Below are 20,776 nucleotides of genomic sequence, written 5' to 3' on the forward strand. Positions count from 1 at the left end.
TCAGTAGCGGTTGGAAAATATCTATTTAGCCGAAGTCTATTCATTTATGATATGGCTTTCTCCTTTATCGAGCCGCCCTATGCATGCGATCACCCTGCGCCAGATTGAGATTTTTCGTGCGGTAATGACCACCGGCAACCTGACCGAGGCGGCGGCGTTGCTGCAAACCTCGCAGCCGACCGTCAGCCGAGAGCTGGCGCGCTTCGAGAAACTGATCCAGCTGCAGCTGTTCGATCGGGTGCGTGGCCGCTTGTCCCCCACGGTGCAAGGGCTGCGGCTGTTTGAAGAGGTGCAGCGTTCCTATTACGGCCTTGACCGCATCGTCAACGCCGCCGCCGGCATCCGTCAGTTTCAGCAGGCGCAGCTGTCGATCGTCTGCCTGCCGGTCTTCTCGCAATCGCTGCTGCCGGCGGTATGCCAACCCTTTATCGCACGTTATCCGGAGGTCAGCTTCAGCGTTATTCCACAGGAATCGCCGCTGTTGGAGGAATGGCTGTCGGCGCAGCGCCACGATCTGGGGCTGACGGAGAATACGCTTACGCCGGCGGGCACCGAACGGGTGACGCTGATGACGCTGAATGAAGTGTGCGTGCTGCCGGCCGGGCACCCGTTATTGGCGAAAGCAGTGCTGACGCCGCAGGACTTTGCCGGCCACCGCTTTATCAGCCTGTCGAGCACCGACAGCTATCGTCAACTGCTTGATGCGCTGTTCAACGAGCAAGGGGTGGAACGCCGCCTGGTGATGGAAACCCACAGCGCGGCCTCGGTCTGTGCGATGGTGAGAGAAGGGGTCGGGCTGTCGATCGTCAACCCGCTGACGGCGCTCGACTACGCCGCCAGCGGCGTGCACCTGCGCCCATTCAGCGTCGACGTGCCCTTTACCGTTAGCCTGATCCGGCCGCTGCATCGCCCTTCTTCGGCGCTGGTCACGGCCTTTATCGATCACTTGCACCGGCAGGCGGAGACGCTCCCCGCCCGCCTGAACGCGGTTATCAGGCGCTGACCGGCCGCTTGGCACGGCTGAAGGTCACCAGGCACAACAGCAAGCCCAGCAGAGCGATGCCCGCAGCCGCCAGCGGCACGCTGGTCAGCCCCAGCCCTTGCGCAATCACCACGCCGCCGACCCAGGCGCCGATGGCGTTGCCGACGTTAAACGCCGCAATGTTCAGCGTAGACACCAGGTTCGGGGCTTTCTTGCCATAGGTCACCACGTTGATCTGCAGCGCCGGCACCGCGGCGAAGGCGGCGGCGGCCCACAGGAACAGGGTCAACTCCGCCGGCACCAGCGCGTGGCTGGTCCAGCTGAACAGCGCGGCGAACAGGGCGATCGTCAGGAAGGTGCAGCTGAGCGTCAGCGCCAGCCGCCAGTCCGCCAGGCGGCCGCCGACGATATTGCCGAAGGTCAGGCCAACCCCCATCAGCAGCAGCGTCCAGCTCACGCCGTGCGCCGAAACCCCGGTCACTTCGGTCAACAGCGGTGCTATATAGGTAAACAGCGTAAACATTGAGGCGGCGAACGCTACCGTCATCAGCAACGACAGCCAGATGCCGCCGCCGCGCAGCGCCGCCAGCTCTTTTTTCAAATCGGTCGGCGCTTCGTCCTTCAGCGAAGGCAGCTTGGCGTATAGCGCCAGCAGCGACAGCACGCCGATCGCCGCCACCGCCCAGAAGGTTGAGCGCCAGCCCAGCGCCTGGCCCAGCGCGGTGCCGAGCGGCACGCCCAGCACGTTGGCCAGCGTGAGGCCGGTGAACATCAGCGCCACCGCAGAGGCCCGGCGGTTTGGCGCCACCAGATTGGCCGCCACCACCGCGCCGATGCCGAAGAAGGCCCCGTGGCACAGCGCGGTAATAATGCGCGCCAGCATCAGGAAGTCATAGCTGTAGCCCAGGGCGCACATGATGTTGCCGATAATAAAAATCACCATCAGCAGCAGCAACGTATTCTTGCGCGGCAGCCTGGCGGTCAGCAGCGCCATGATCGGCGCGCCGATCGCCACGCCCAACGCATAACCGCTAATCAGCCAGCCGGCGGAAGGGATCGACACCTGCAAATCCCCCGCCACCTCAGGCAACAGCCCCATGATAACGAATTCGGTGGTGCCGATGGCAAATGCACTTAATGCCAGTGCGAGCAGAGAAACAGGCATGCGTAACGCTCCCAGTCAACAAAGCCCCTGCGTCAAACGCCGGGCTGGTAAAAAAACAAACGTAATCCCGGGCAGCCCGCCGGGCGGCCCGATAAGAAGGGTCAGGTTGGTTGCTTCGGCGCAAGGGTTCGGTTAACCCTATAATTATTAAGCCTTATTAACGCTTTAGCGCTACAGAAATAGCATGACGGCCGGAATAAAGGCCAGTGGTAAAACCCCGGCAACGCACAATACATTCATATTGGTTCAGTAACCGTTTGAATGTATTCATGATGATAAATGTGTGGAAATGTTGCCACCCCGTTAACCGTTCTCAGCGCAGCGTCGCGCGCCAGCCCGGGTTGTTGGCAAACCACTCCACCAGAAAATCCAGCATGGTGCGCAGCGTGGCCGGCATCTGGCGGCGCGAGGTATAGATGCCGTAAATGCCCATCGCCTGCGGCCGATAATCCGGCAGCAGCTCGATCAGCTCGCCGCTGGCCAACAACGGGGCGGCAGAGTAGTAAGGCTGCATGGAAATGCCCGCCCCCTGCACGGTTCCGGCCATCAGCACCACCGACTCATTGGCGCTCAGGTTGCCGCTGACCGCCACCGCCGACTTAACGCCCTGGGCGTCAAAATGCCACAGGCTCTTGCCGAAATAGGAATAGGTCAGGCAGTTGTGCAGCGCCAGATCCTGCGGATGGCGCGGAGTGCCGTGCGCCGCCAGGTACGCCGGAGAGGCGCACACCACCGAGGCGCAGGTGGACAACGGCCGGGCGATCAGATTCGGATCCAGCTCATTGGTGATGCGCAACGCCAGATCGATGCGTTCTTCCACCAGGTTTACCGCCCGGTTATTCATCTGCAAATCGACCGCCACCTGCGGGTGCAGCTTCAGATATTGGGTGACCGCCCCGACCAATGCCGTCTGGCCCAGCGACTGCGAACAGGTGATGCGCAGCAAGCCGCGCAGTTCATCGCTCTGTTCGCCCTCCACCAGATCTATCTCGCCCGCCAACGCCAGCATTTGCCGGCAACGCTCAAGCGTGCGCTCTCCGGCGTCGGTCAGACTAAGCTTACGGGTAGTGCGGTGCAATAAACGCGCGCCGGCCCATTGCTCCATCTGCGCCAGGTAGCGGGTCACCATCGCACGCGACATCTCCAGCGTTTCCGCCGCGGCAATCATGCTGCCGCGATCCACGATGGTGATAAAAACCTCAGCTGCGGTAATGCGATCCATGATTCGTCCGATTTACGCAATGAATAATTGCTCATTATCCGGTTTTTCTATCGCTTTATGCAACCTAACATCTCTACAACATTAATCGATACCCAAAGGACTTCTGCCCATGTTTAAGAAATCATTACTGACCCTGGCTTTCACCGGCGTTGCCACCCTCAGCGCTTACGCTACCGCGGCCGATACTCTGACCATGGAAGTGTATAACCCAGGCGAGAAAAGCGTGTTCCCGGTGTCTTCCGAAATCATCAGCGGCAAACACGAAGTGGCGCTGATCGACGCCCAGTTCCAGCGCAACGACGCCGAAGAGCTGGTGAAAAAGATCAAAGCGACCGGCAAGAAACTGACCACCGTTTACATCAGCCATTCAGATCCGGATTTCTACTTCGGCCTGGACGTGATTAAAGCCGCCTTCCCGGAAGCGAAAATCATCGCTTCACCGGGCACCATCAAAGACATCAACGCCACCAAAGACGGCAAAGTGGCTTACTGGGGCCCAATCCTGAAAGACAACGCGCCGAAAGCGGTGGTGGTGCCACAGCCACTGCAGGGCGACAGCTTCACCATCGACGGCCAGAAAGTGGAAGTGAAAGGCCTGACCGGCCCAACGCCAGACCGCACCTTCGTGTGGATCCCGGCGCTGAAAGCGGTGGTGGGCGGCGTAGCGGTAGCCGGTGACAACATTCATCCGTGGGTGGCCGATAACCAGACCCCGGCGTCCCGCGCGCACTGGCAGCAAACGCTGAGCGACATCAAGGCGCTGCAGCCTAAGGTCGTCGTGCCGGGCCACTTCCTGCCGGGCGCCGCCCAGACGCTGGAATCGGTCAGCTTTACGCAAAAATACCTGACCACGCTGGAAGCCGAACTGCCGAAGGCCAAGGACTCCGCCGCGCTGATCGCAGCGATGAAAAAGCACTACCCGACCCTCAAGGATGAGTCGAGCCTGGAACTGAGCGCGAAAGTGCTGAAAGGCGAGATGAAGTGGCCGCAATAAGCGCGCCCTGACCTTAACGAACGATGTACATGCGCCGCGGCCTGATGGCGGCGGCGCATCAAGAGGCATAAAGATGACCGGAACCACTCTGCATTACATTTTCGATCCGCTGTGCGGCTGGTGCTACGGCGCAGCGCCGCTGGTGAAAGCCGCCCAAACCATCCCCGGCCTGACCGTCGCCCTGCACGCCGGCGGCATGATGACCGGCAACAACCGCCGTCAGATCACCGACGAATGGCGCAACTATGTGATCCCGCACGATAAACGTATTGCCGAGCTGACCGGCCAACCCTTTGGCGAAGCCTATTTCAACGGTCTGTTGCGCGACACCACGGCGATAATGGATTCCGAGCCGCCGATCACCGCCATTCTGGCGGCGGAAAAGCTGTCGGGACGCGGGTTGGACATGCTGCACCGCATTCAGCGGGCGCATTATCAGGAAGGCCGCCGCATTGCCGATACGCCGGTGCTGGAATCACTGGCCAAAGAGCTGGGCCTGCCCTCCGCCGCGTTTATCGCCGAAATGCGCTTCAACAGCGGCGCACCTACGGCGCAGCACATCGCGGAAAGCCGGGCGTTTCTCGCCAAGGTGCAGGGCCAGGGCTTCCCGACCTTTGCGCTGCAAGACAGCGACGGACACCTGCGCCAGATCCCGGCCGGCAACTATCTGGGCAACGTCGCCGCCTGGAAAGAGCTGCTGAGCGGCGCCGCGACCTGGGCATAATCTCCCGGCCTCAGGACGCTGTGCCTGGGGCTGATTATTCGACCCGCACGAAGCGCCCTTCCGCCCGCACGTTAAAGCCGAAACCGCAGTCTCCCCGGGTATGCATATCCAGTGAATCGTTACCGAAGACCATCGCCACCTCGCAGGCCAGCGCCTCTTGCGGCTCATGTTGACGGTAAACGGCTCTGCCGTGGTCGATAGCCAACGTCTCGCTGAAATCCCCCATGTTCGGGCCGTAATACAGCCCCATCTGCGGCATGGAGTAACCGGAAAAATCAATCAGCCAGCGTGGGCCCTGGGGTTTCACCACCACCTCGCTCCACACGCCGCGCCCGGCGTATTGCCAGTATACCCCGCCCGGCCCGGCGGACGACGGCCGCTGCGCCAGGCGTTGCTGCAGCAGCTTCAGGTTATGCTGCGATTTTTCATCCTGCGGCGCCAGCCCGAGATAGGCCCGCGCCTTGAGCAGTTCGCCGGCGTGCATCAGCGCCAGCGCCACGTTGTTGTAGGCGGTGGCGGTAGCCTGGCCGCTGAGGCCGCAGAACTCGCTCCAGGCCGCCTGATCGCGGAAGATATCGGCGGCTTTGGCATAATCTTGCTGCTGATAGGCGCTTTTTCCCAACGCGGCGTAGCCCGCCACCTTTTGGCAGTCGGCGGCAATATCCGGCTCATCAATATGCGCCCTGGCCTGGGCGCTGGCGAACGCGCCGCAGGTCAATAACAGGGGAACCCAAGCCTTCATTACTTATCCTTTCCGCAAAAATTCGGCGCCAGTATAACCGCCATGCTCCCCGGCTTCACCCCTCAGAATTCAGCCGCAATATTTCAAACGGTTAGCCGGGTCAAAACTGCTTACAGTCAGGGTTTGTTTGTTACTTGTCCCCGGCCCATGCTGAAGAAAATGCAGCGCTGACCTGGAACCCTATGAACGCAACCCCTGTGCAAAAACACGCCGTCTGGCAATTGATCAAGCCCTTCTGGGTCTCGGAAGAAAAATGGCGCGCCTGGACGATGCTGATTGCCATCATCGTTCTGTCGCTCGGCCTGGTATACATCAGCGTGCTGATCAACCAGTGGAATCAGGTGTTCTACGACGCGCTGCAGAACAAAAATTACCCGGTATTCAAAGCGCAGCTGTGGCGTTTTACCTATCTGGCGTTGATTTTCATCGTGCTGGCGGTCTACAAGGTCTACCTGACACAAGGGCTGCAGATGCACTGGCGGCGCTGGATGACGGAAAAATTTATGGGCAAATGGCTGGCGCATCAGGCCTATTACCATACCGAGCAGCAGCAGATCGTCGATAACCCCGATCAGCGTATCGCCGAAGATCTCAACGTGCTGACGCAGTATACGCTGTCGTTGTCGCTCGGCCTGCTGTCCAGCCTGGTAACGCTGTTTTCCTTCGTCGACATCTTATGGCACGTCAGCGGGCCCATGACCTTCGCCATCGGCCAACACAGCGTGACTTTACCCGGTTATATGCTGTGGTTCGCTCTGCTGTATGCCGTGCTCGGCTCGCTGCTGATCTGGTGGGTCGGCAAACCTCTGGTCATGCTGGGGTTCAATCAGGAGCGCTATGAGGCGAACTTCCGTTTCGGCCTGATCCGCATCCGAGAAAATAACGACGCCATCGCGCTGTACCACGGCGAACCGCGCGAAGCGCAGCAGCTGGGCGGCCGCTTTGAGGCCATTCGCGCCAACTGGTGGTCAATCATGCGCATCACCCGGCGACTGAACATCGCGAGCAACTTCTACAGCCAGTTCGCCATCGTCTTCCCGATGCTGGTGGCGGCGCCGCGCTACTTTTCCGGCGCTATCCAGATGGGCGGCCTGATGCAAATTTCCTCGGCCTTTGGCCAGGTGCAGGGCGCCCTGTCGTGGTTTATCGACGCCTTCAACGATTTGGCGACCTGGAAAGCCTGCGTGAACCGTTTAGCGGGGTTCAACGCCGCCGTCGATCAGGTGCACCATCAGCCGCGCGGCATTCAGCTGCAGCCGGACAGCGCGCGGCCGTTGACGCTGGATAACCTCAGCCTGCAGTTGCCCGACGGTCAACCCTTGCTGGCCGCCGCCAGCATGCAGCTGCAGCGCGGCGATCGCCTGCTGATCGTCGGCCCGTCGGGCTGCGGCAAATCGACGCTGCTGCGCGCGATTGCCGGCATCTGGCCCTACGGCTCCGGGGCCATCGGGCTGGACGACGGCGCGACCGCGATGTTCCTGCCGCAACGCAGCTATATTCCGATCGGCACGCTGCGCGAGGCGCTGAGCTATCCGCACCTGGCGGCGGAATACCGCGATGAACAGCTGCTGAAAGTGCTGGAAAACTGTCGCCTGAAGCATTTGCAGCCCTGGCTGGACACCAGCGCCAACTGGAGCCACCGCCTGTCTCCGGGTGAACAACAGCGGTTGGCGTTTGCCCGCGCGCTGCTGACCCGGCCGGATATCCTGTTCCTCGACGAAGCCACCAGCGCGCTGGACGATGACACCGAGCAGTTGATGTACTGCCTGCTGGTTGATGAACTGCCGCAGGTCACGCTGATCAGCGTGGCGCACCGCAACAGCGTGGCGAAGTATCACCGCACCTGCTGGCGTTTCAGCCGCAGCGAGGATCAGCCGGCACGCCTGGCGTTAAGCCCGCTGCCCTCTCTGGCATAATCATGCGGCGGGGGCCGCACATTGCTGCCCTCGCCGCCTTCTCAGATCCGGCCGCCGCTCTGGCGATCGGCGACTTCACGTCGCGGTTCAAGCGCCCCTTATCCTGCAACGGGCGGTCGAAGGCGAATTGCTGATTGAGCATGGCGCCTCTTGCCAGTCAAGGGCTTCTTCCCTACACTTGCGCGCAGATATCGGTATCTTTGCCGCTACGTAAGCGTTAACGTCAATCAACGCATCACGCCATGCAGCACTGATTGACTGCATGCCCTGGTGCGAGGAACTCATGCCCCAATCCACTTTTCCCCCTATTCCCGCGGCGCCAAAACGCAGCCGTTTACGCCACCCTTTGCTGTTGATCGCCGGCATTATGTTGGTGGCCGCCAACCTGCGGGCCGCGCTGACCAGCGTTGGCCCGCTGCTGGAACAGATTCAGCAGCAGCTGACGCTGTCCGCAACCGCCGCCGGCCTGCTCAATTCACTGCCGCTGATCCTGTTTGCGGTGCTCTCGCCGCTGACCCCGGGGCTGGCAAAACGCCTGGGCATCGAACGCACGCTCGGCCTCGCGCTGGCGCTGCTGGCGATCGGCATCATGCTGCGCTCTCTGCCGCAAAACCTCATGCTGTGGCTGGGCACCGCGCTCATCGGTGCGGCCATCGCCTTCGCCAACGTGGTATTGCCCACCCTGGTGAAACGGGACTACCCGCACCGGGCGGCCGCCATGATCGCCGCCTATGCCGCCGTGATGTCGCTGGTGGCCGCCACCGCCTCCGGCCTGGCGGTGCCGCTGGCGACGCTGAACGATCTTGGCTGGCGTTTTTCACTGCTGTGCTGGAGCCTGCCCGCCTTGTTGGCGCTGCTGGTTTGGTTGCCGCAGCTGCGCCAGCCGGCGCCCCCCGCCACCAGCGCCGCTCACGCCCCCCAACAGGCGCAATTACGCTCCCCCTGGGGCAGCGCCCTGGGTTGGCAGGTGGCGATGTTTATGGGGCTGCAATCGATCGCCTTCTACACCATTATCGGCTGGTTCAGCGCCTTTGCCGCCAGCCATGGCACCTCACCGCAGCAGGCGGGTTTTGAGCTGTTTATTTATCAGGTGGTGGCTATCGTCGCCAACTTTGTGATGGTGTTTATTCTGCCGCGCGCGCGCGACCAACGCGCTATCGCGCTGTGCAGCTCGCTGCTGATTTTTATCGGGGTCGGGGGATTATTGCTGCTGCCGGACAATTCGCTGATCTGGCTGATTTTTGCCGGCCTGGGCGCAGGCAGCTCGCTGGTGCTCGCGCTGTCGTTATTTGGCCTGCGCAGCCAACATCACCATCAGGCCACTCAGCTTTCGGGCATGGCGCAGTCGGTAGGTTACCTGCTGGCGGCTCTGGGCCCGACGTTGTTCGGCCTGCTGCACGACCTTACCCAGGGTTGGCGTTTGCCGCTGATCGTACTCCTGTGCCTGACGCTGCTGCAAATGCTGTTCGGCGCCCTCGCCGGGCGCAACCGCGTTATTCGTTAATCCCGGGATCTTCAGGCTGCCCTGGTAGCGGGGTGGCTTCCTCTTGCCAGAGATCGGCGATAAAGCGCCGCTGCACGCCACTCAAGCGCCAGGTGGGCGGTATGTGGGGTTGAGTGCGGTGCCACGCTTCCTCACCTGGTTTTGTCTGTTTTTTATTCATAAAAGATCTCCTACCCAACCCATACCCAATAGATGACGGCGGCAACGATAAACCAGAACAGGCCGCAACCGATAAAGACGTACAGCCATGCCTTGCGCTTGATGTTTGCCTGCTCTTCGGTTGCCCTTCGTCACCGCTAATAGATTGAAATAATTATTGATACACTGAGGCTATCAATAGGACGTTACCCCATCGTCGTAGACAAAACCTGCCGCCAACCGCTCTGTTATGGATATCGGGAAGGAAAGACATGATAAAAATAATGTCACTGGCAATAGTTTTGATTGTATTGATGGGAGTGCGCGCAGTGTGTCACAAGGCGAAAGATCAAAATTAAACCACTGGTAAATAAAACAATGTTCAATTAATTGACCATTTATAAGGTAAATTTATAGTCAATTAAACTGCATTAACGCCGATGGATTGGGTTTATATTTTGGTTATTGAGGATATGACGACACAGCGTGCGCTTGGTGGGTTCGGGCTGCTTACTCAGCCCGAAGGAAGGGAGGTCAATCAATTTGTCTAATGGAATCCCGGCTGGCCCGTTCACGCTCGCTGCCGGTCAGCTCGCTCAGGCGGCCGGCGCGCATCTCCAGTAGCCGATCGGCGTGTTCAAAATAGTGATCGTCGTGGCTGATAGCCAGCACCGTTTTGCCCAATTGCCGCAGCTGTGGCAATAACTCACGGTAGAAAATGCGACGAAATTGCGGATCCTGATCGGCAGCCCATTCATCCAACAACAAGATATCACGCTGTTCCGCCACCGCCAGCAGCAGCGCCAGGCGCTTACGCTGCCCCTGTGAAAGTTGCGGATTGGTCACCCGATCGCCATCAAACTCCAGCTTGTTTGCCATTTTAAGCCGCTCCAGCCAAAGGGCGACCAGCTCAGGATCCGGCGCATCGCCTTCCGCGCCCAGCAGATGGTGGAACTGATGAAAATCGGTAAAAATTGCGGAAAACAGGCGGCGATAGCCGTGCATATCCGCCGGCTCCTGCGCAACGCCGTCCAGCAGGATCTGCCCACTGGCCGGCTGATACAGGCCAGTCAACAGCATCGCCAGCGTCGACTTCCCACTGCCGTTGCCGCCAATCAGGAACACCAACTCCCCCCGGCGCAACGTCAGGTTAACCGGCCCAACGGAGAACCCCGGGTGCTGCTCGGTTGCGCCATAGCGGAAAATGACATCGCGCAGCTCCAGCGTTTGCCAAGGCCTGGCGACCGCCACGGGAAACGCCGGTTGGTAATCGGCAAGCCGCAACGCTTTCACCTTATTGAACGCCACCTCGGCGCTGACCAAGGTTGGGAACGCCCCGACAGCCTGCAGCAGCGGCGTACGCAGGAACAACAGCGTCAGTGAATAAGTAGCGGCCACCGCCGTGTCCGCCCATCCGAGGCTGTTAGCCATATAGAACACCAGGCCGATAGCACCCAACATCATGATATTTGACCAGTTTACTGCGCTGAGGTGAAAAGTGTCGGCGCGAATAATATGGTAGCGGTAGCCTTCGGCATCGGGCAAATAAGACCGTTGATACAACTTTTGCGCTCGCCGGCGGTTGAGCGCCAGCTCTTTGCGCCCATCGATAACCGACTCATAATGTTGGTAAAGTCGCTCTTCAGCCTCACGCACGCGGGTCAAATGACGATAAACCCGCGCCACCAGGTACCCGCTGCCAAAAATCGTTATCGCCACCCAAACGGCCGTCACCGCCAGCATTTTGGGAGACAACCATCCCAGATAAATCGCCGATCCCAGAGTCAGTATTACCCCCTGAACCAGCTCCGGCAGGCGCACAAAGGCGATGGTGATATTGCGAATATCGCTGGAAAGGCTCGCCAACAGCGATGCGCTGCCCAGTTGCTCAACGCGTTGGATATCGGTATCCATAATTTGTTTTACCAGTTGCCCGCGCAGCCGAAAAACAAAGTGGTGGCCAAGCGCCGTCAGCGCCAGCTGTGAGCCCAGAGTCACCGCCATCAATAGCGCCAGCAGCCCCAGAAACTCCGGCAACACGGTGAGCGGATTGCCGGCTGCCGCCATCAACCTCAGGTTGATAAAGGCAATAATGCCAATGCCCAGTGCGGCGCTGGCCATCGTCAATGCCATCACCGCCAAAAACGGCCAGCGATACTGGCGGGAAACCACCCGTAGCAGCTCCATGGAAAACCCTTTGAAATTTTGAGATGGCAGGCATTGTAAGCGGCGGCAGAATGATATCAATAATAATTCGCCCTTCCTCACTGGGGCTGGCCGGGCACGGTGGCGGCAAGCGAGGCGCTCAGCTCAGGCATATCCGCGAAGCCTGTTTTTGCGAGAAAAACCACATTAAATAACGGCAACCAAAGAACATTCCGAACAATAAACAGCGACGCCTGACACCATTAAATATAAAAACATTCACCATATACATGTAAAAACCACAATTATACAAATATCCTCTTAATTAAATTCATAAGATTTTATTTTCTTTGTCGTCTATTATCATTCAATGCTTTAATAAAAAACCACACGCAAGATTATCCAGCATTCAATGTCCAGGTAATTAAAATGAAGAAAAGGAAATTCCTCAGCCAGGTTGAAATTGAACAACTCATCTCAGCAGTCCATGAGGGTAAAAACAGCATCCGGGATCGCTGCCTGTTGTTGATGTGTTTTATTCATGGTTTACGCGTCAGCGAACTGCGCTCATTACGCCTGCAAGATATTGATCTGGCCACCAACCGGATACATATATCTCGATTGAAAAATGGCTTTTCCGTTCAACACCCTATACAACCCAGGGAGCGTCACGCTCTGTTGAAGTGGCTTGCCCAGCGTTCCGGTTATCTTGAGGCGGACAGCCAGTGGTTATTTTTATCTCGCCACGGCGGGAAAATATCGCGGCAACAGCTGTACCGATTGATGAGAATGTACGGAGAGAAGGCTGGTATTAGCGTGCAGGTTCATCCCCACATGTTGCGTCACTCTTGTGGTTATGCTCTGGCCGATCACGGGGTTGATACGCGTTTGATTCAAGACTACCTGGGACATAAAAATATCCAGAACACCGTCATATATACTGCGACTAACGTAGAACGTTTTCGCAGCATAAATATTTAGCCCGACGCGTTAATATACATCGGCTAAATATTTATGGTGATACATTATGCGTCTTTCTGCGCGTCAAAATAAAACGCTATTCCTGGCGCGGGGAAGATTCATGCCACCCGCTGGAAAACTGCCGGGTAATTTTGCCATGCAAAGAAAACAGCTCGCTGTCATTTGTCACCTGCAGCTTACGCATCGCGCTGCATTTGTGCGCGCTGATGGTTTTAACGCTGCGGCGCTGCAATTCGGCAATCTGGCGCAGGCTCATCCCACTAAACAAGGAGGCCAGAACATCGCTTTCGCAACGAGTCAGCTCACGCATGGCGGTGGATTCACCGCAGGCAGAGCGCGCCAGACAGGCGCCAATCTGTGGGCTCAACACCCGCTCGCCGTTCAATACGCGGCTGAAGAACTCCGCCACCAGCGGCAGTGCGTCATCACGTGCAACAATACTGATATTGTGCTGGCTCAATAATGCCCCCAGCTCTTCGGTATTTTGGCTACGGGTGTAAACCACGGCTCTGAGCGCCGGTTGTTGAATACACAAGTTGAGCAAAATCTCCCGCCCCTGCGCAGGCGTTTCATCGATACCGTACAATTCGGCGATAAGCACGTCGGCTTGCTGATACACCACGCCATCCGCCGCCCTCCTCATGCTGGTTTCCTGTACGGCTATCTTGCCCGAAGTGGACAGGGATCCGATAAAACTGGCCAATCCATCAAGCGTTAAGGGGCAGCTGTCCATTAACGCAATACGTAGCGGTTGATGAAATGAAGAATACATATTCAGCTCCTGTATTATCTTTTTTGCCGCTGCCAGGCGCGGTGAAACACCTTTAGCGGACAAAGGACGGGCCATTTGCAGCCATCCATTTTCCTTGAAGATACAGCTCACCATCATTGTGAAACCCAAGCTTTAACATGGCGTTACGCTTATGCGTGCTGACGGTGCGAATGTCGCGGCACATCGTCACGGCCACACCGCTGACGCTTTTGCCGGAAAATAACTGGCTCAACACGTCCAGCTCCCTGAGGGTCAGCGGCCGCCCAGCGGCGTTTTGGTGCAGTTGGCGCTGCCGGATGCGATGGCTAAAACTGCATTTCCCCGCCAACACCTGCTGCACACAGTGCGCCAGGGCGATAGCCGGCTCTTGCTTGAGCATTAATCCGCGAATACCGGAGGCGATGAGTTGCCGCAGCACCCGGGGCTCATCCATCGCCGTGCAAACCACGATCGCGGTATTCGGCAAGTTTTCCTGCACTTCGGAGATCAATCGCAAACCATCCAATACGGATTCGGATTTACCGCAAAGCTCCATAATCAGCAGGCGCGGCTGATGGCGCGCCAGGGCGCGGCTCAGTTCCGCCAGGCTCGCAACCGGAAAAATTCTGTTCTGCCGATAGCCGCAGGATTCAACCAGTCGGTTCCCGATCCCCAATGCGGTGATCGGGCAGGGTTCCATAATCGCGACGCTTCCGGTGTGTTGATCATAGAGAGCGTCCTCCACCAGCGCCGCTTCGCGTGAATAACCTATGTTCATATCCTCACCTCGACTCTGTATTGCTATTCATAGACGAAAGTGACCTGCAAAACGCCTTCGATCGTACCGGGCGTTGAGCCGCCATTCGTGCTGTATGCCCTTGCCCGCAAATCGAATTTGGCTTCGTTGGACACATGGTTAACGGGTTGCGTCATGCTTTTGCCGTTGCCCAGGTTAACGCCTTTGTTATTCTGCAGCTCAATCTGTACCCGGCGAGAGCTGCCGATGCTCTTATAAAGAGTGGCGCTTTCATCGGCGGTCGTGCCGCTGAAGGTGGCGATGGCGGCGGTCGTCGTGGCCGGGCAATTTTTCAGGGTTAGTGGAAAATCAATCCAGTCGCTGGCGGAACCGGAAGTGGCCAACGTAGAAGCGGAGATGTTGTCACCCAAATTGACCTTAACCGTGCTGTTTGCCCCGTCTACCTCACAAGGCGCCGCTTTAATATTGCCCTTAATCTCTATTTTTGCCGCCGCCACCATGGTTGGGATCGCCAGCAAAAAAATGCCAACCAGCGCCAGCCTGCTGCCAATACCGCTCACTTTATTCACCATAACGCGCTCCTTACTCTTGAGGGCTGCGGACGAAACGGCCGCAACGTTTAAAAATCCATTTATTCAATTTCCGCCTGAATGGTCGCCGTGGCATTGAACGTGCCCACCGTCGGCGCCTGGCCGGTAGTATTGACAGGGTAAAGGCTGATCCCCGTTCGGCCGATTTGGGTAGGGTATTGGAAATCGACCGGCAACCTGCCGCTTTGCGGCGCGATGGGGTTGCCGGACAAGTCGTTAATCATCACGCCAATGCTGCTATTGCTGGTCTTCAGCGCCGTAGGCATATTGGCGTCCGCCTCGCCGCGGAACGACAGGCTGACTTTGACCCCGGCGGAAATGTTGCGACAGGCTAAAATCAGCTCTTTTTGACGCGGCGTGAAGCCACGCGGCATCGCCCCCTTGGTTTGAAAATCGGGTTTCATAATGTCGTTGAAATCCACCACCACCGTTTGCGGGCTAATCTCGCAGCTTTGCGGCACCGTCACCGTTCCGCTCATCGAGACCACAGATACCGGGATCGTACTGTTCACCCCGCTGGAGACAGATATGTAGGTCTCCACCAGCCGGGTGTTGGGAATAGTGGTCACCCCAACGAACGGCCGGCGAAAATACAGATGAATTTTCCCTCTGGCACCGCTGCTATAAGGGGCGCTGGCGCAGCTTTCATTCGGCTGCATTTCGGTCTTCCAATTCGATTCGTTGCTAAACGGTGCAGGGATGAACTGGTTGCGGTCGCCGGCGATGAAAACCTCGCTGGCCACCCCCAAATATTCATTCAACGCGTAATAGGTTAAACGGCCGTCTTTGCGCACCTCTTGCGGTAACAGCGATTTAGCGGTGACGTAAGAAGCCGTGCGGTTGGAACATTCGCACCGCACGTCATAGGTGTCGCTCAGGTTCCAGTTATTGCCGCCGGCGTTCTCTATCACCAGGCCCGTCACGTTCTGCGCCGGATTGGTCAGCGTGGGAGAAAAACGGAACGCGAACCCATGGGTGCCTGATGTCGGCCTGCACTGACCAAAAGCGGCCTGCGCCTGTTGCGCGCTCAACGCGGCGGTTAGCAGCAAAGCGCCGACGAACGCGGCATGCTGAATTTTTTTTCCTGTTGTCATCACACGCACCTTATAAACACTGCTCGTTGACGAGCCGAATGCCGCCGCTTTCAGACTGATTAGCCAGTCGATAGTTGACCTGGCATTGCCGATCGGCGCCGTTGCCCCACTTCACCTGCAGTTGACCGCTTTCGGCCATCCCGGCCAGGTACACCTGCCCGCCGTCGCCGACAATGCCCGCGCTCTCGGACGCTCCGCCAACAGCGCTGACCGTTGCGCCGAAAGGCACGGGGCTGCCGCCGCGCGTCAAGAGCGTCATTAATACCCGCAGGCCGACGTTAGGATTGAAGTTGGCGCGTACCACCGCGCCGCGCGTCGGTATCACCGTCTGGCTGCTCATCGTCATGTCGACATCTTCGGCAAAGGAATCGCCGTCCAACCCGACGATATTGCGGCGATAGGGCGTCAGGTAAGGCACGACCGCATAGCCGCGCCAATCGGTGCTCACGCCGGTCTGGTTCAACACGTTGACCCCCGCCGCTCCCGGCGCCTGTACCAGCGCGACCGTATCGCCCAGCGGCTGCGACAGCGTGATGCCGTTTTGATGAACCAGAACGCCCCCCTGAATGCCGTAGTTCACCTGCTGGCGGTGGCGATCGTAGCCATAGCCCAAGTTCAACTCGGCGAGAGAACCTTTATAGTCGGCCTGAATATTGCCATTAGCGCCAACGCCCCTTCCGGTATAGCCCTGGCTAATGCTGTAGTTCAGGTTATTGCCTTCCAGTGCGGTTCCGCTGAGGCCAAGGTTATTGCTGGTGGCGCCATTGCGGCTGGCATTCATGCCATAGGTGGCGTAGCCGCCCGGCAACAGGCTGCCCAAGGGCACGCTGACGTTGAACGCCACGATGTGATCGCGAACGGCGACTCTGTTGCCATTGCTGTCGTAGCCATTTTGGCTGAAGGTGTAGTTCAGCCCGTAGCTGACACTTTGCCAACTGTTGTTGTAACTGACGCTGGCAGACTGGGAACGGCGGTTATCGTTCCAATAGTCCTCATTAAACAGGCTGAGCGACAGCGAGCCGCCTTCGGCTCCCAGGTTTTGGCTTAACGTCAATTCGGCGCGGCTTTTCTTGTGATCGTTGTAGATGGCGCGGTTGCCGCCATAGCTTTCCAGCGCCTCTTGCAGGGTGTAGAACCCCCGCGTTGAGTAGCGATAGCTGGCCAGGCTGAAGTTGGTGCCGGTTTCAATGAAGTTTTTGCCATAGCGCAGCCGCCAAGACTGCCCCTGTTCCTTAGGCTGGGTTTGCGTCTTGGTCCAGGCCTGGGTGACATCGGCAGACAAGGCGCCCATGGCCCCCAGGTTTTGCCCCCAGCCCAACGCCAGGGATTGATACTTGCTGGCCGCCTGCACGCCGCCGTAGAGCGTCGCTCCCCAGGGTAACCCGTAGATCCCGGTGAGCTGGCTAAAGGGGCGCTCATCCACCCCGCCGCCATAAGAGCGGTATTTCCCGCTGGTCAGGCTGTATTTAAAACGTCCTTCACGCTGCAAGACCGGCACCACGGCATAAGGCACCACAAAATTTTGCTCCTGGCCGTCGGCCTCGCGAACGCTCACGTTCAGGTCGCCGCTGCCGCCGGTGGGGTAAAGATCGGTAATCTCAAACGCCCCGGGCGGGACATAGCTCTGATAAATGACATAACCGTTCTGGCGTATGACTATTTGCGCATTGGTGCGCGCAATGCCGCGCACCACCGGGGAATAGCCTTTCAGGCTGTCCGGCAACAGTTCGTCTTCCGACGCCAGCTGCCCGCCGCGAAACTGCACGCTGTCGAATACGTCGCTGGATGTCGTGCTGTCGCCCAGGGTCAGGCGGCTTTGCAACGCAACCACGTCGCGCTGCAGATAGGTATTGATCGAACGCCAGGAAGAGGCCCCGCCGCTGTACTGGTTCCACACGGAATAGTTGCGCAAACGCCAGGCGCCCCAGTTAACGCCCGAACGCAGGTTCAGATAGTAGTTATTGCTATCCTGCCCCTGGTTCTCACGCACCTGGCTATTGGCGCCGCTGAAGTTATAGTTGACCAACAACGCCGGCACGCCAGAATCCCATTTGTCTGGGGAAACGTAGTCGCGCGCATTCAGATTCAAGGCAGCCTGCGGAATGCTGAGGTTAAGCCGCAGCTGGCTGAACAGGAAGGTTGCCGATGCCTGAGGGATCGCCTGCGATAAATTGACGCAGCTGTCACCGTTGCCAAGTGCCGGAAATGCGCCGACCCTGACGCCCAGCGCAGCCAGTTTCTCGGCGCTAAAACAGGGCTGCAGCGATTTCTTGCCGGCCGCATCCTGCTGAAGCCTGAACTCGACATCCAGGCTATCGACCTGCTGACCATTGAGATAAAGATCTACCCGATAGCTTCCCGGCGCCTGGCTGTCATTGTCTTCAAACACCGAGAGATCCGCGCCACGCAACGCCGGGTTGTCAATTTCCAGCAGCGCCGGGTTAAAGTAATCCCGCGCGTGGGCTACGTTGAGCGGATTAAGCAGTAAGACCGCCTGGCAAGATATCAGGTATGCCAAAAAAGACCTGGTTCGCAGAACAATACAATTCGGGTTATTCATCCTTTTAACTCCCTGTCCCGATTGGTTCGGCCAGCGCAAAATTTCAGGCAGGCCGTATCCTTGCTCCGTATTCATTCAGAGCAAAAAATTGTGGGCAATCTCTTATAACGAGCCGGTAAAGGTCTGGCCGGTACCGCCGTAGTCGTTAATGATTTGCCAACTCAGGGTCCCTCCGGCTCCGCCGGCCGCCGGCAACGGGAAATTGGCGGTAGACTGCGGCGCCACCATGGTGCTGCCGGAAATGGCGCTACCGTTCAGCTTCAAATTAAAAAAGGTGAGGTAATAAGGAGAGGGGTTGGTGACCTGCAGGCTATTGCCACTGCGCCGCCAGGCCAACTTGCCGACCGCTTCCTCCAGGTTGCCAGAGAGCCCCTGCGGGCGATAAATCAGCTTGATGCGGGTCTTGATGGCGATTTGCAGCGTATTGTCTTTCTTTTCCACCGAGGGGATGGCCTTCACATTCAGCCAATACAGCGATTCTCTGTCCGCAGGCAAATTGCCACCCGCCCGCACTACGCGCAGCAGATTATTTTGGCCGCCATCCAGTCGAAATAGCGGCGGAGTAATGATAAAGGGTGCCTTGGCGCTATCCCCTTCTTGGGCATCGACCCAGGATTGGATCAAATAAGGTACCGCATCCGGATTATTGATATTCAGCGCAGACTCTTTTTTAGCCCCGTCATAAATCAGGCGGGTTCCGCCTACCACCACCCCCGCCTGAGCCGATGCCAAAGATATTGCCAGCAGCGCCGCGGCCAGCGTGAAATAACCAGCTTTCATTCTCTTCCTACCTCATTACCGATGAATAAAGAGCCAGAGAACAGCCTCTCTGGCTCATTGTTCTAACGCTCGAGCTGCCGCGGCAGCGCGGTATTACTGGTAAACGATGGTGAAGTTAGCCGTGGAGTTGGCGCTACCGACAGATACGGTGTCGTAGGCGTAGTAACGCGCCACAAAGCCCAGCACGTTGTCTTTATTTTCCGCCAGGCTATATACGCGGGAGTCGTTGCCGATGTTAAGCACGTTGCTCGCATCGTCCAGCAGCTGTATGCCAACACCTTTTGCTTCTTTGCCTGCATCCTGGGTCAATGCCAGCAGGCCGGACTGGCCCTGGATCTGGGTGCCGTCAAAGCGTACGGTGGCGCCGGTCACGGTTGCCGGGCAGTTTTTCAACACCAGGTTGAATGCCTTGGCGCCGGCTGTTTTAGAGGCGGTAAAGGCATCTTTAGCAATTTTACCCAGGGCAACCTGCTTGTTTTGGGAGTCAGGATCGACGGTGCAGGACTGATCGGTAATGGAACCCGTAATATTCAGCGCGCCATCGGCGGCAAATGCAGAGGTGGTGAATGCAGACGCAGTCAATACAGCTACAGCCAGCAAATTCTTTTTCATCCTACTTTCCTTTGAAATTATGCAAAATATGCATTGGTTTATTTCCGACATAACCTTAATGTCATTCCTTTTATTTAGTTCAACGCTCGAGAGATGTTTTCAGCCGGATGATTGATTGCATTAGGCCTATTCTCCCAAACGATTCATTTTGAACTAAAGTGACTCCTTTGGTTTTTAGAACTAAAAAACAAGAGGAATCCAGAATTAAATTCCAAATAAATGGCATGGAATTACAAATTTAGGCTGGAAAATTCACAAAAACGAACAATGGATTTATCGGGGAGCGGAAGAGGGCAGGATTTTACTTAGGGAGCGATCAACGACAACAAACCCATGTCAATAATAAATCGTTGTTTTTAAACGAAAATCACGAATAACTAAGAAAGCGCTGACAGGAATATTGACATTGGTTTTATGCCTCCTTACAGTATGTTGCAGTTTAGTTCAAAGTGACTCCTTGAATATATTAACTTAAATCTTGTTTACCAAATTTCCTTGAAGCGCTGCGCGTTACTGGCGGTATAAATAACCGTGTTCTGGATATTCTTGTGCCCCAGGTAATCCTGAATCAAACGGGTATCTATCCCACGGTCAGCCAGCGCGAATCCGCAGCCATGGCGCAGCATATGCGGGTGGGCGTTAACCTCCAATTTAGCCGCTTTACTGTAATGACGAATCAGGCAATAAATTCGCTGCCGAGACAAACGCCCTCCCCGATTGGAGAGAAACAGCCACTCCTCGTCGGCACCGCGATGCAGCCTGCGTTTTTCCAACCAGCGCCGCAGGCACTGACGTTCACGCAGGTATAAAGGGTGCACGGTTGAGAAGCCATTCTTCAGCCGATGAACGTAGATATTGCTCCCTTCCAGATCGATATCAGAAAGGCGCCATCCGCCGATTTCGCTGGCGCGACAGCCATGAATAAAACACATATATATCAGACAATAATCGCGTTCCGGATTCTTCCCCTGCAGCGTAACCTCAAGCAACCTTTCGACTTCGGAAGGCGTCAGGTGTTTACGATTGGACATGGTACCTCTATTACTTTAATCAGAAAAATGTGGCTGTCATTTTCCTTTTACATCACCACAATGGATAGCCGGAGCGCACCCCGGTTTA

At 57.4% G+C, this 20,776-nt stretch carries 19 protein-coding genes and 2 pseudogenes; 6 read left to right on the top strand and 15 right to left on the bottom strand.

The window, feature by feature from the left end; translation table 11 throughout:
* Positions 1 to 79: 79 nt before the first annotated feature.
* Positions 80 to 1,003 carry a LysR family transcriptional regulator gene (locus KHA73_RS19260; RefSeq protein ID WP_234586048.1) on the top strand — a complete coding sequence of 308 codons (924 nt, stop codon included), beginning with the start codon at positions 80 to 82 and terminating at the stop codon, positions 1,001 to 1,003.
* On the opposite strand, the gene KHA73_RS19265 is transcribed toward KHA73_RS19260, so the two are convergent.
* A complete protein-coding gene (locus KHA73_RS19265) occupies positions 993 to 2,147 on the bottom strand; it encodes an MFS transporter (protein ID WP_234586049.1) in 1,155 nt (384 codons plus the stop codon). The genes KHA73_RS19260 and KHA73_RS19265 overlap by 11 nt on opposite strands.
* A 313-nt stretch (positions 2,148 to 2,460) precedes the next feature.
* Entirely contained in the window at positions 2,461 to 3,369 is a 909-nt protein-coding gene (locus tag KHA73_RS19270; RefSeq protein WP_234586050.1) for a LysR family transcriptional regulator, read from the bottom strand.
* A gap of 109 nt (positions 3,370 to 3,478) precedes the next feature.
* Between KHA73_RS19270 and KHA73_RS19275 the strand changes: the two genes are divergently transcribed.
* Positions 3,479 to 4,363, top strand: a complete 885-nt coding sequence (locus KHA73_RS19275; protein ID WP_234586051.1) for an MBL fold metallo-hydrolase — start codon at positions 3,479 to 3,481, stop codon at positions 4,361 to 4,363.
* Between the two features lie 73 nt (positions 4,364 to 4,436).
* Positions 4,437 to 5,087, top strand: coding sequence for a DsbA family protein (locus KHA73_RS19280; RefSeq protein WP_234586052.1), 651 nt, complete (start codon positions 4,437 to 4,439; stop codon positions 5,085 to 5,087).
* 34 nt (positions 5,088 to 5,121) lie between these two features.
* Here KHA73_RS19280 and KHA73_RS19285 read toward each other — a convergent pair whose 3' ends face one another.
* Entirely contained in the window at positions 5,122 to 5,829 is a 708-nt protein-coding gene (locus tag KHA73_RS19285) for a tetratricopeptide repeat protein (RefSeq protein ID WP_234586053.1), read from the bottom strand.
* A gap of 182 nt (positions 5,830 to 6,011) precedes the next feature.
* On the opposite strand from KHA73_RS19285, the gene KHA73_RS19290 reads away from it, so the two are divergent.
* Positions 6,012 to 7,745 carry an ABC transporter ATP-binding protein/permease gene (locus KHA73_RS19290; RefSeq protein WP_234586054.1) on the top strand — a complete coding sequence of 578 codons (1,734 nt, stop codon included), beginning with the start codon at positions 6,012 to 6,014 and terminating at the stop codon, positions 7,743 to 7,745.
* Between the two features lie 49 nt (positions 7,746 to 7,794).
* Here the strand turns inward: KHA73_RS19290 and KHA73_RS19295 are convergent.
* Positions 7,795 to 7,893 (bottom strand): annotated as a pseudogene (locus KHA73_RS19295) (transcriptional repressor AgaR); the annotation flags it as partial.
* A gap of 135 nt (positions 7,894 to 8,028) precedes the next feature.
* On the opposite strand from KHA73_RS19295, the gene KHA73_RS19300 reads away from it, so the two are divergent.
* Complete coding sequence (locus tag KHA73_RS19300) at positions 8,029 to 9,249, top strand: CynX/NimT family MFS transporter (RefSeq protein ID WP_380739493.1); 1,221 nt, start codon at positions 8,029 to 8,031, stop codon at positions 9,247 to 9,249.
* On the opposite strand, the gene KHA73_RS19305 is transcribed toward KHA73_RS19300, so the two are convergent.
* The 3 genes and pseudogenes from KHA73_RS19305 to KHA73_RS19315 form a co-directional block, all read right to left on the bottom strand.
* Positions 9,239 to 9,409 carry a hypothetical protein gene (locus KHA73_RS19305; protein ID WP_234586056.1) on the bottom strand — a complete coding sequence of 57 codons (171 nt, stop codon included), beginning with the start codon at positions 9,407 to 9,409 and terminating at the stop codon, positions 9,239 to 9,241. The genes KHA73_RS19300 and KHA73_RS19305 overlap by 11 nt on opposite strands.
* A 10-nt stretch (positions 9,410 to 9,419) precedes the next feature.
* Positions 9,420 to 9,518, bottom strand: a pseudogene (locus KHA73_RS19310) (YmiA family putative membrane protein); the annotation flags it as partial.
* A 403-nt stretch (positions 9,519 to 9,921) separates the two neighbouring features.
* Positions 9,922 to 11,574, bottom strand: a complete 1,653-nt coding sequence (locus KHA73_RS19315; RefSeq protein ID WP_234586057.1) for a multidrug ABC transporter permease/ATP-binding protein — start codon at positions 11,572 to 11,574, stop codon at positions 9,922 to 9,924.
* 387 nt (positions 11,575 to 11,961) lie between these two features.
* Here KHA73_RS19315 and KHA73_RS19320 point away from each other — a divergent pair, with 387 nt between their 5' ends.
* On the top strand, positions 11,962 to 12,513 hold the full coding sequence (locus KHA73_RS19320; protein ID WP_234586059.1) for a tyrosine-type DNA invertase: 552 nt from the start codon (positions 11,962 to 11,964) through the stop codon (positions 12,511 to 12,513).
* Between the two features lie 76 nt (positions 12,514 to 12,589).
* Here KHA73_RS19320 and KHA73_RS19325 read toward each other — a convergent pair whose 3' ends face one another.
* From KHA73_RS19325 to KHA73_RS19360, 8 genes are all read right to left on the bottom strand, one after another.
* A complete protein-coding gene (locus KHA73_RS19325; protein ID WP_234586060.1) occupies positions 12,590 to 13,402 on the bottom strand; it encodes a helix-turn-helix transcriptional regulator in 813 nt (270 codons plus the stop codon).
* Positions 13,338 to 14,042 (bottom strand): response regulator transcription factor, encoded by a 705-nt coding sequence (locus KHA73_RS19330; protein WP_234586061.1) that lies wholly within the window; start codon positions 14,040 to 14,042, stop codon positions 13,338 to 13,340. The genes KHA73_RS19325 and KHA73_RS19330 overlap by 65 nt, the downstream gene beginning before the upstream one ends.
* Before the next feature lie 23 nt (positions 14,043 to 14,065).
* Positions 14,066 to 14,593 carry a fimbrial protein gene (locus KHA73_RS19335; RefSeq protein ID WP_234586062.1) on the bottom strand — a complete coding sequence of 176 codons (528 nt, stop codon included), beginning with the start codon at positions 14,591 to 14,593 and terminating at the stop codon, positions 14,066 to 14,068.
* A 59-nt stretch (positions 14,594 to 14,652) separates the two neighbouring features.
* Positions 14,653 to 15,705: a fimbrial protein gene (locus tag KHA73_RS19340; RefSeq protein ID WP_234586063.1), complete on the bottom strand. Its 1,053-nt coding sequence runs from the start codon at positions 15,703 to 15,705 to the stop codon at positions 14,653 to 14,655.
* A gap of 10 nt (positions 15,706 to 15,715) precedes the next feature.
* Positions 15,716 to 18,265, bottom strand: coding sequence for a fimbria/pilus outer membrane usher protein (locus tag KHA73_RS19345; RefSeq protein WP_314725585.1), 2,550 nt, complete (start codon positions 18,263 to 18,265; stop codon positions 15,716 to 15,718).
* Positions 18,266 to 18,367: 102 nt separating this feature from the next.
* A complete protein-coding gene (locus KHA73_RS19350) occupies positions 18,368 to 19,045 on the bottom strand; it encodes a fimbrial biogenesis chaperone (protein ID WP_234586065.1) in 678 nt (225 codons plus the stop codon).
* 93 nt (positions 19,046 to 19,138) lie between these two features.
* A complete protein-coding gene (locus KHA73_RS19355; RefSeq protein WP_234586066.1) occupies positions 19,139 to 19,657 on the bottom strand; it encodes a fimbrial protein in 519 nt (172 codons plus the stop codon).
* Between the two features lie 482 nt (positions 19,658 to 20,139).
* Positions 20,140 to 20,688, bottom strand: coding sequence for a tyrosine-type DNA invertase (locus tag KHA73_RS19360; protein WP_234586067.1), 549 nt, complete (start codon positions 20,686 to 20,688; stop codon positions 20,140 to 20,142).
* Positions 20,689 to 20,776: the final 88 nt, after the last annotated feature.

Origin of the sequence: Serratia entomophila, assembly GCF_021462285.1 — a bacterium.
Classification (GTDB): domain Bacteria; phylum Pseudomonadota; class Gammaproteobacteria; order Enterobacterales; family Enterobacteriaceae; genus Serratia; species Serratia entomophila.

Bases quoted from the DNA above. Each gene is read 5' to 3' on its own strand.
- KHA73_RS19335 (WP_234586062.1), bottom strand. From the start codon at position 14,593: ATGGTGAATAAAGTGAGCGGTATTGGCAGCAGGCTGGCGCTGGTTGGC.
- KHA73_RS19265 (WP_234586049.1), bottom strand. From the start codon at position 2,147: ATGCCTGTTTCTCTGCTCGCACTGGCATTAAGTGCATTTGCCATCGGC.
- KHA73_RS19345 (WP_314725585.1), bottom strand. From the start codon at position 18,265: ATGAATAACCCGAATTGTATTGTTCTGCGAACCAGGTCTTTTTTGGCA.
- KHA73_RS19320 (WP_234586059.1), top strand. From the start codon at position 11,962: ATGAAGAAAAGGAAATTCCTCAGCCAGGTTGAAATTGAACAACTCATC.
- KHA73_RS19300 (WP_380739493.1), top strand. From the start codon at position 8,029: ATGCCCCAATCCACTTTTCCCCCTATTCCCGCGGCGCCAAAACGCAGC.
- KHA73_RS19355 (WP_234586066.1), bottom strand. From the start codon at position 19,657: ATGAAAAAGAATTTGCTGGCTGTAGCTGTATTGACTGCGTCTGCATTC.
- KHA73_RS19270 (WP_234586050.1), bottom strand. From the start codon at position 3,369: ATGGATCGCATTACCGCAGCTGAGGTTTTTATCACCATCGTGGATCGC.
- KHA73_RS19285 (WP_234586053.1), bottom strand. From the start codon at position 5,829: ATGAAGGCTTGGGTTCCCCTGTTATTGACCTGCGGCGCGTTCGCCAGC.
- KHA73_RS19360 (WP_234586067.1), bottom strand. From the start codon at position 20,688: ATGTCCAATCGTAAACACCTGACGCCTTCCGAAGTCGAAAGGTTGCTT.
- KHA73_RS19325 (WP_234586060.1), bottom strand. From the start codon at position 13,402: ATGATGGTGAGCTGTATCTTCAAGGAAAATGGATGGCTGCAAATGGCC.
- KHA73_RS19275 (WP_234586051.1), top strand. From the start codon at position 3,479: ATGTTTAAGAAATCATTACTGACCCTGGCTTTCACCGGCGTTGCCACC.
- KHA73_RS19330 (WP_234586061.1), bottom strand. From the start codon at position 14,042: ATGAACATAGGTTATTCACGCGAAGCGGCGCTGGTGGAGGACGCTCTC.
- KHA73_RS19315 (WP_234586057.1), bottom strand. From the start codon at position 11,574: ATGGAGCTGCTACGGGTGGTTTCCCGCCAGTATCGCTGGCCGTTTTTG.
- KHA73_RS19340 (WP_234586063.1), bottom strand. From the start codon at position 15,705: ATGACAACAGGAAAAAAAATTCAGCATGCCGCGTTCGTCGGCGCTTTG.
- KHA73_RS19260 (WP_234586048.1), top strand. From the start codon at position 80: ATGCATGCGATCACCCTGCGCCAGATTGAGATTTTTCGTGCGGTAATG.
- KHA73_RS19305 (WP_234586056.1), bottom strand. From the start codon at position 9,409: ATGAATAAAAAACAGACAAAACCAGGTGAGGAAGCGTGGCACCGCACT.
- KHA73_RS19290 (WP_234586054.1), top strand. From the start codon at position 6,012: ATGAACGCAACCCCTGTGCAAAAACACGCCGTCTGGCAATTGATCAAG.
- KHA73_RS19350 (WP_234586065.1), bottom strand. From the start codon at position 19,045: ATGAAAGCTGGTTATTTCACGCTGGCCGCGGCGCTGCTGGCAATATCT.
- KHA73_RS19280 (WP_234586052.1), top strand. From the start codon at position 4,437: ATGACCGGAACCACTCTGCATTACATTTTCGATCCGCTGTGCGGCTGG.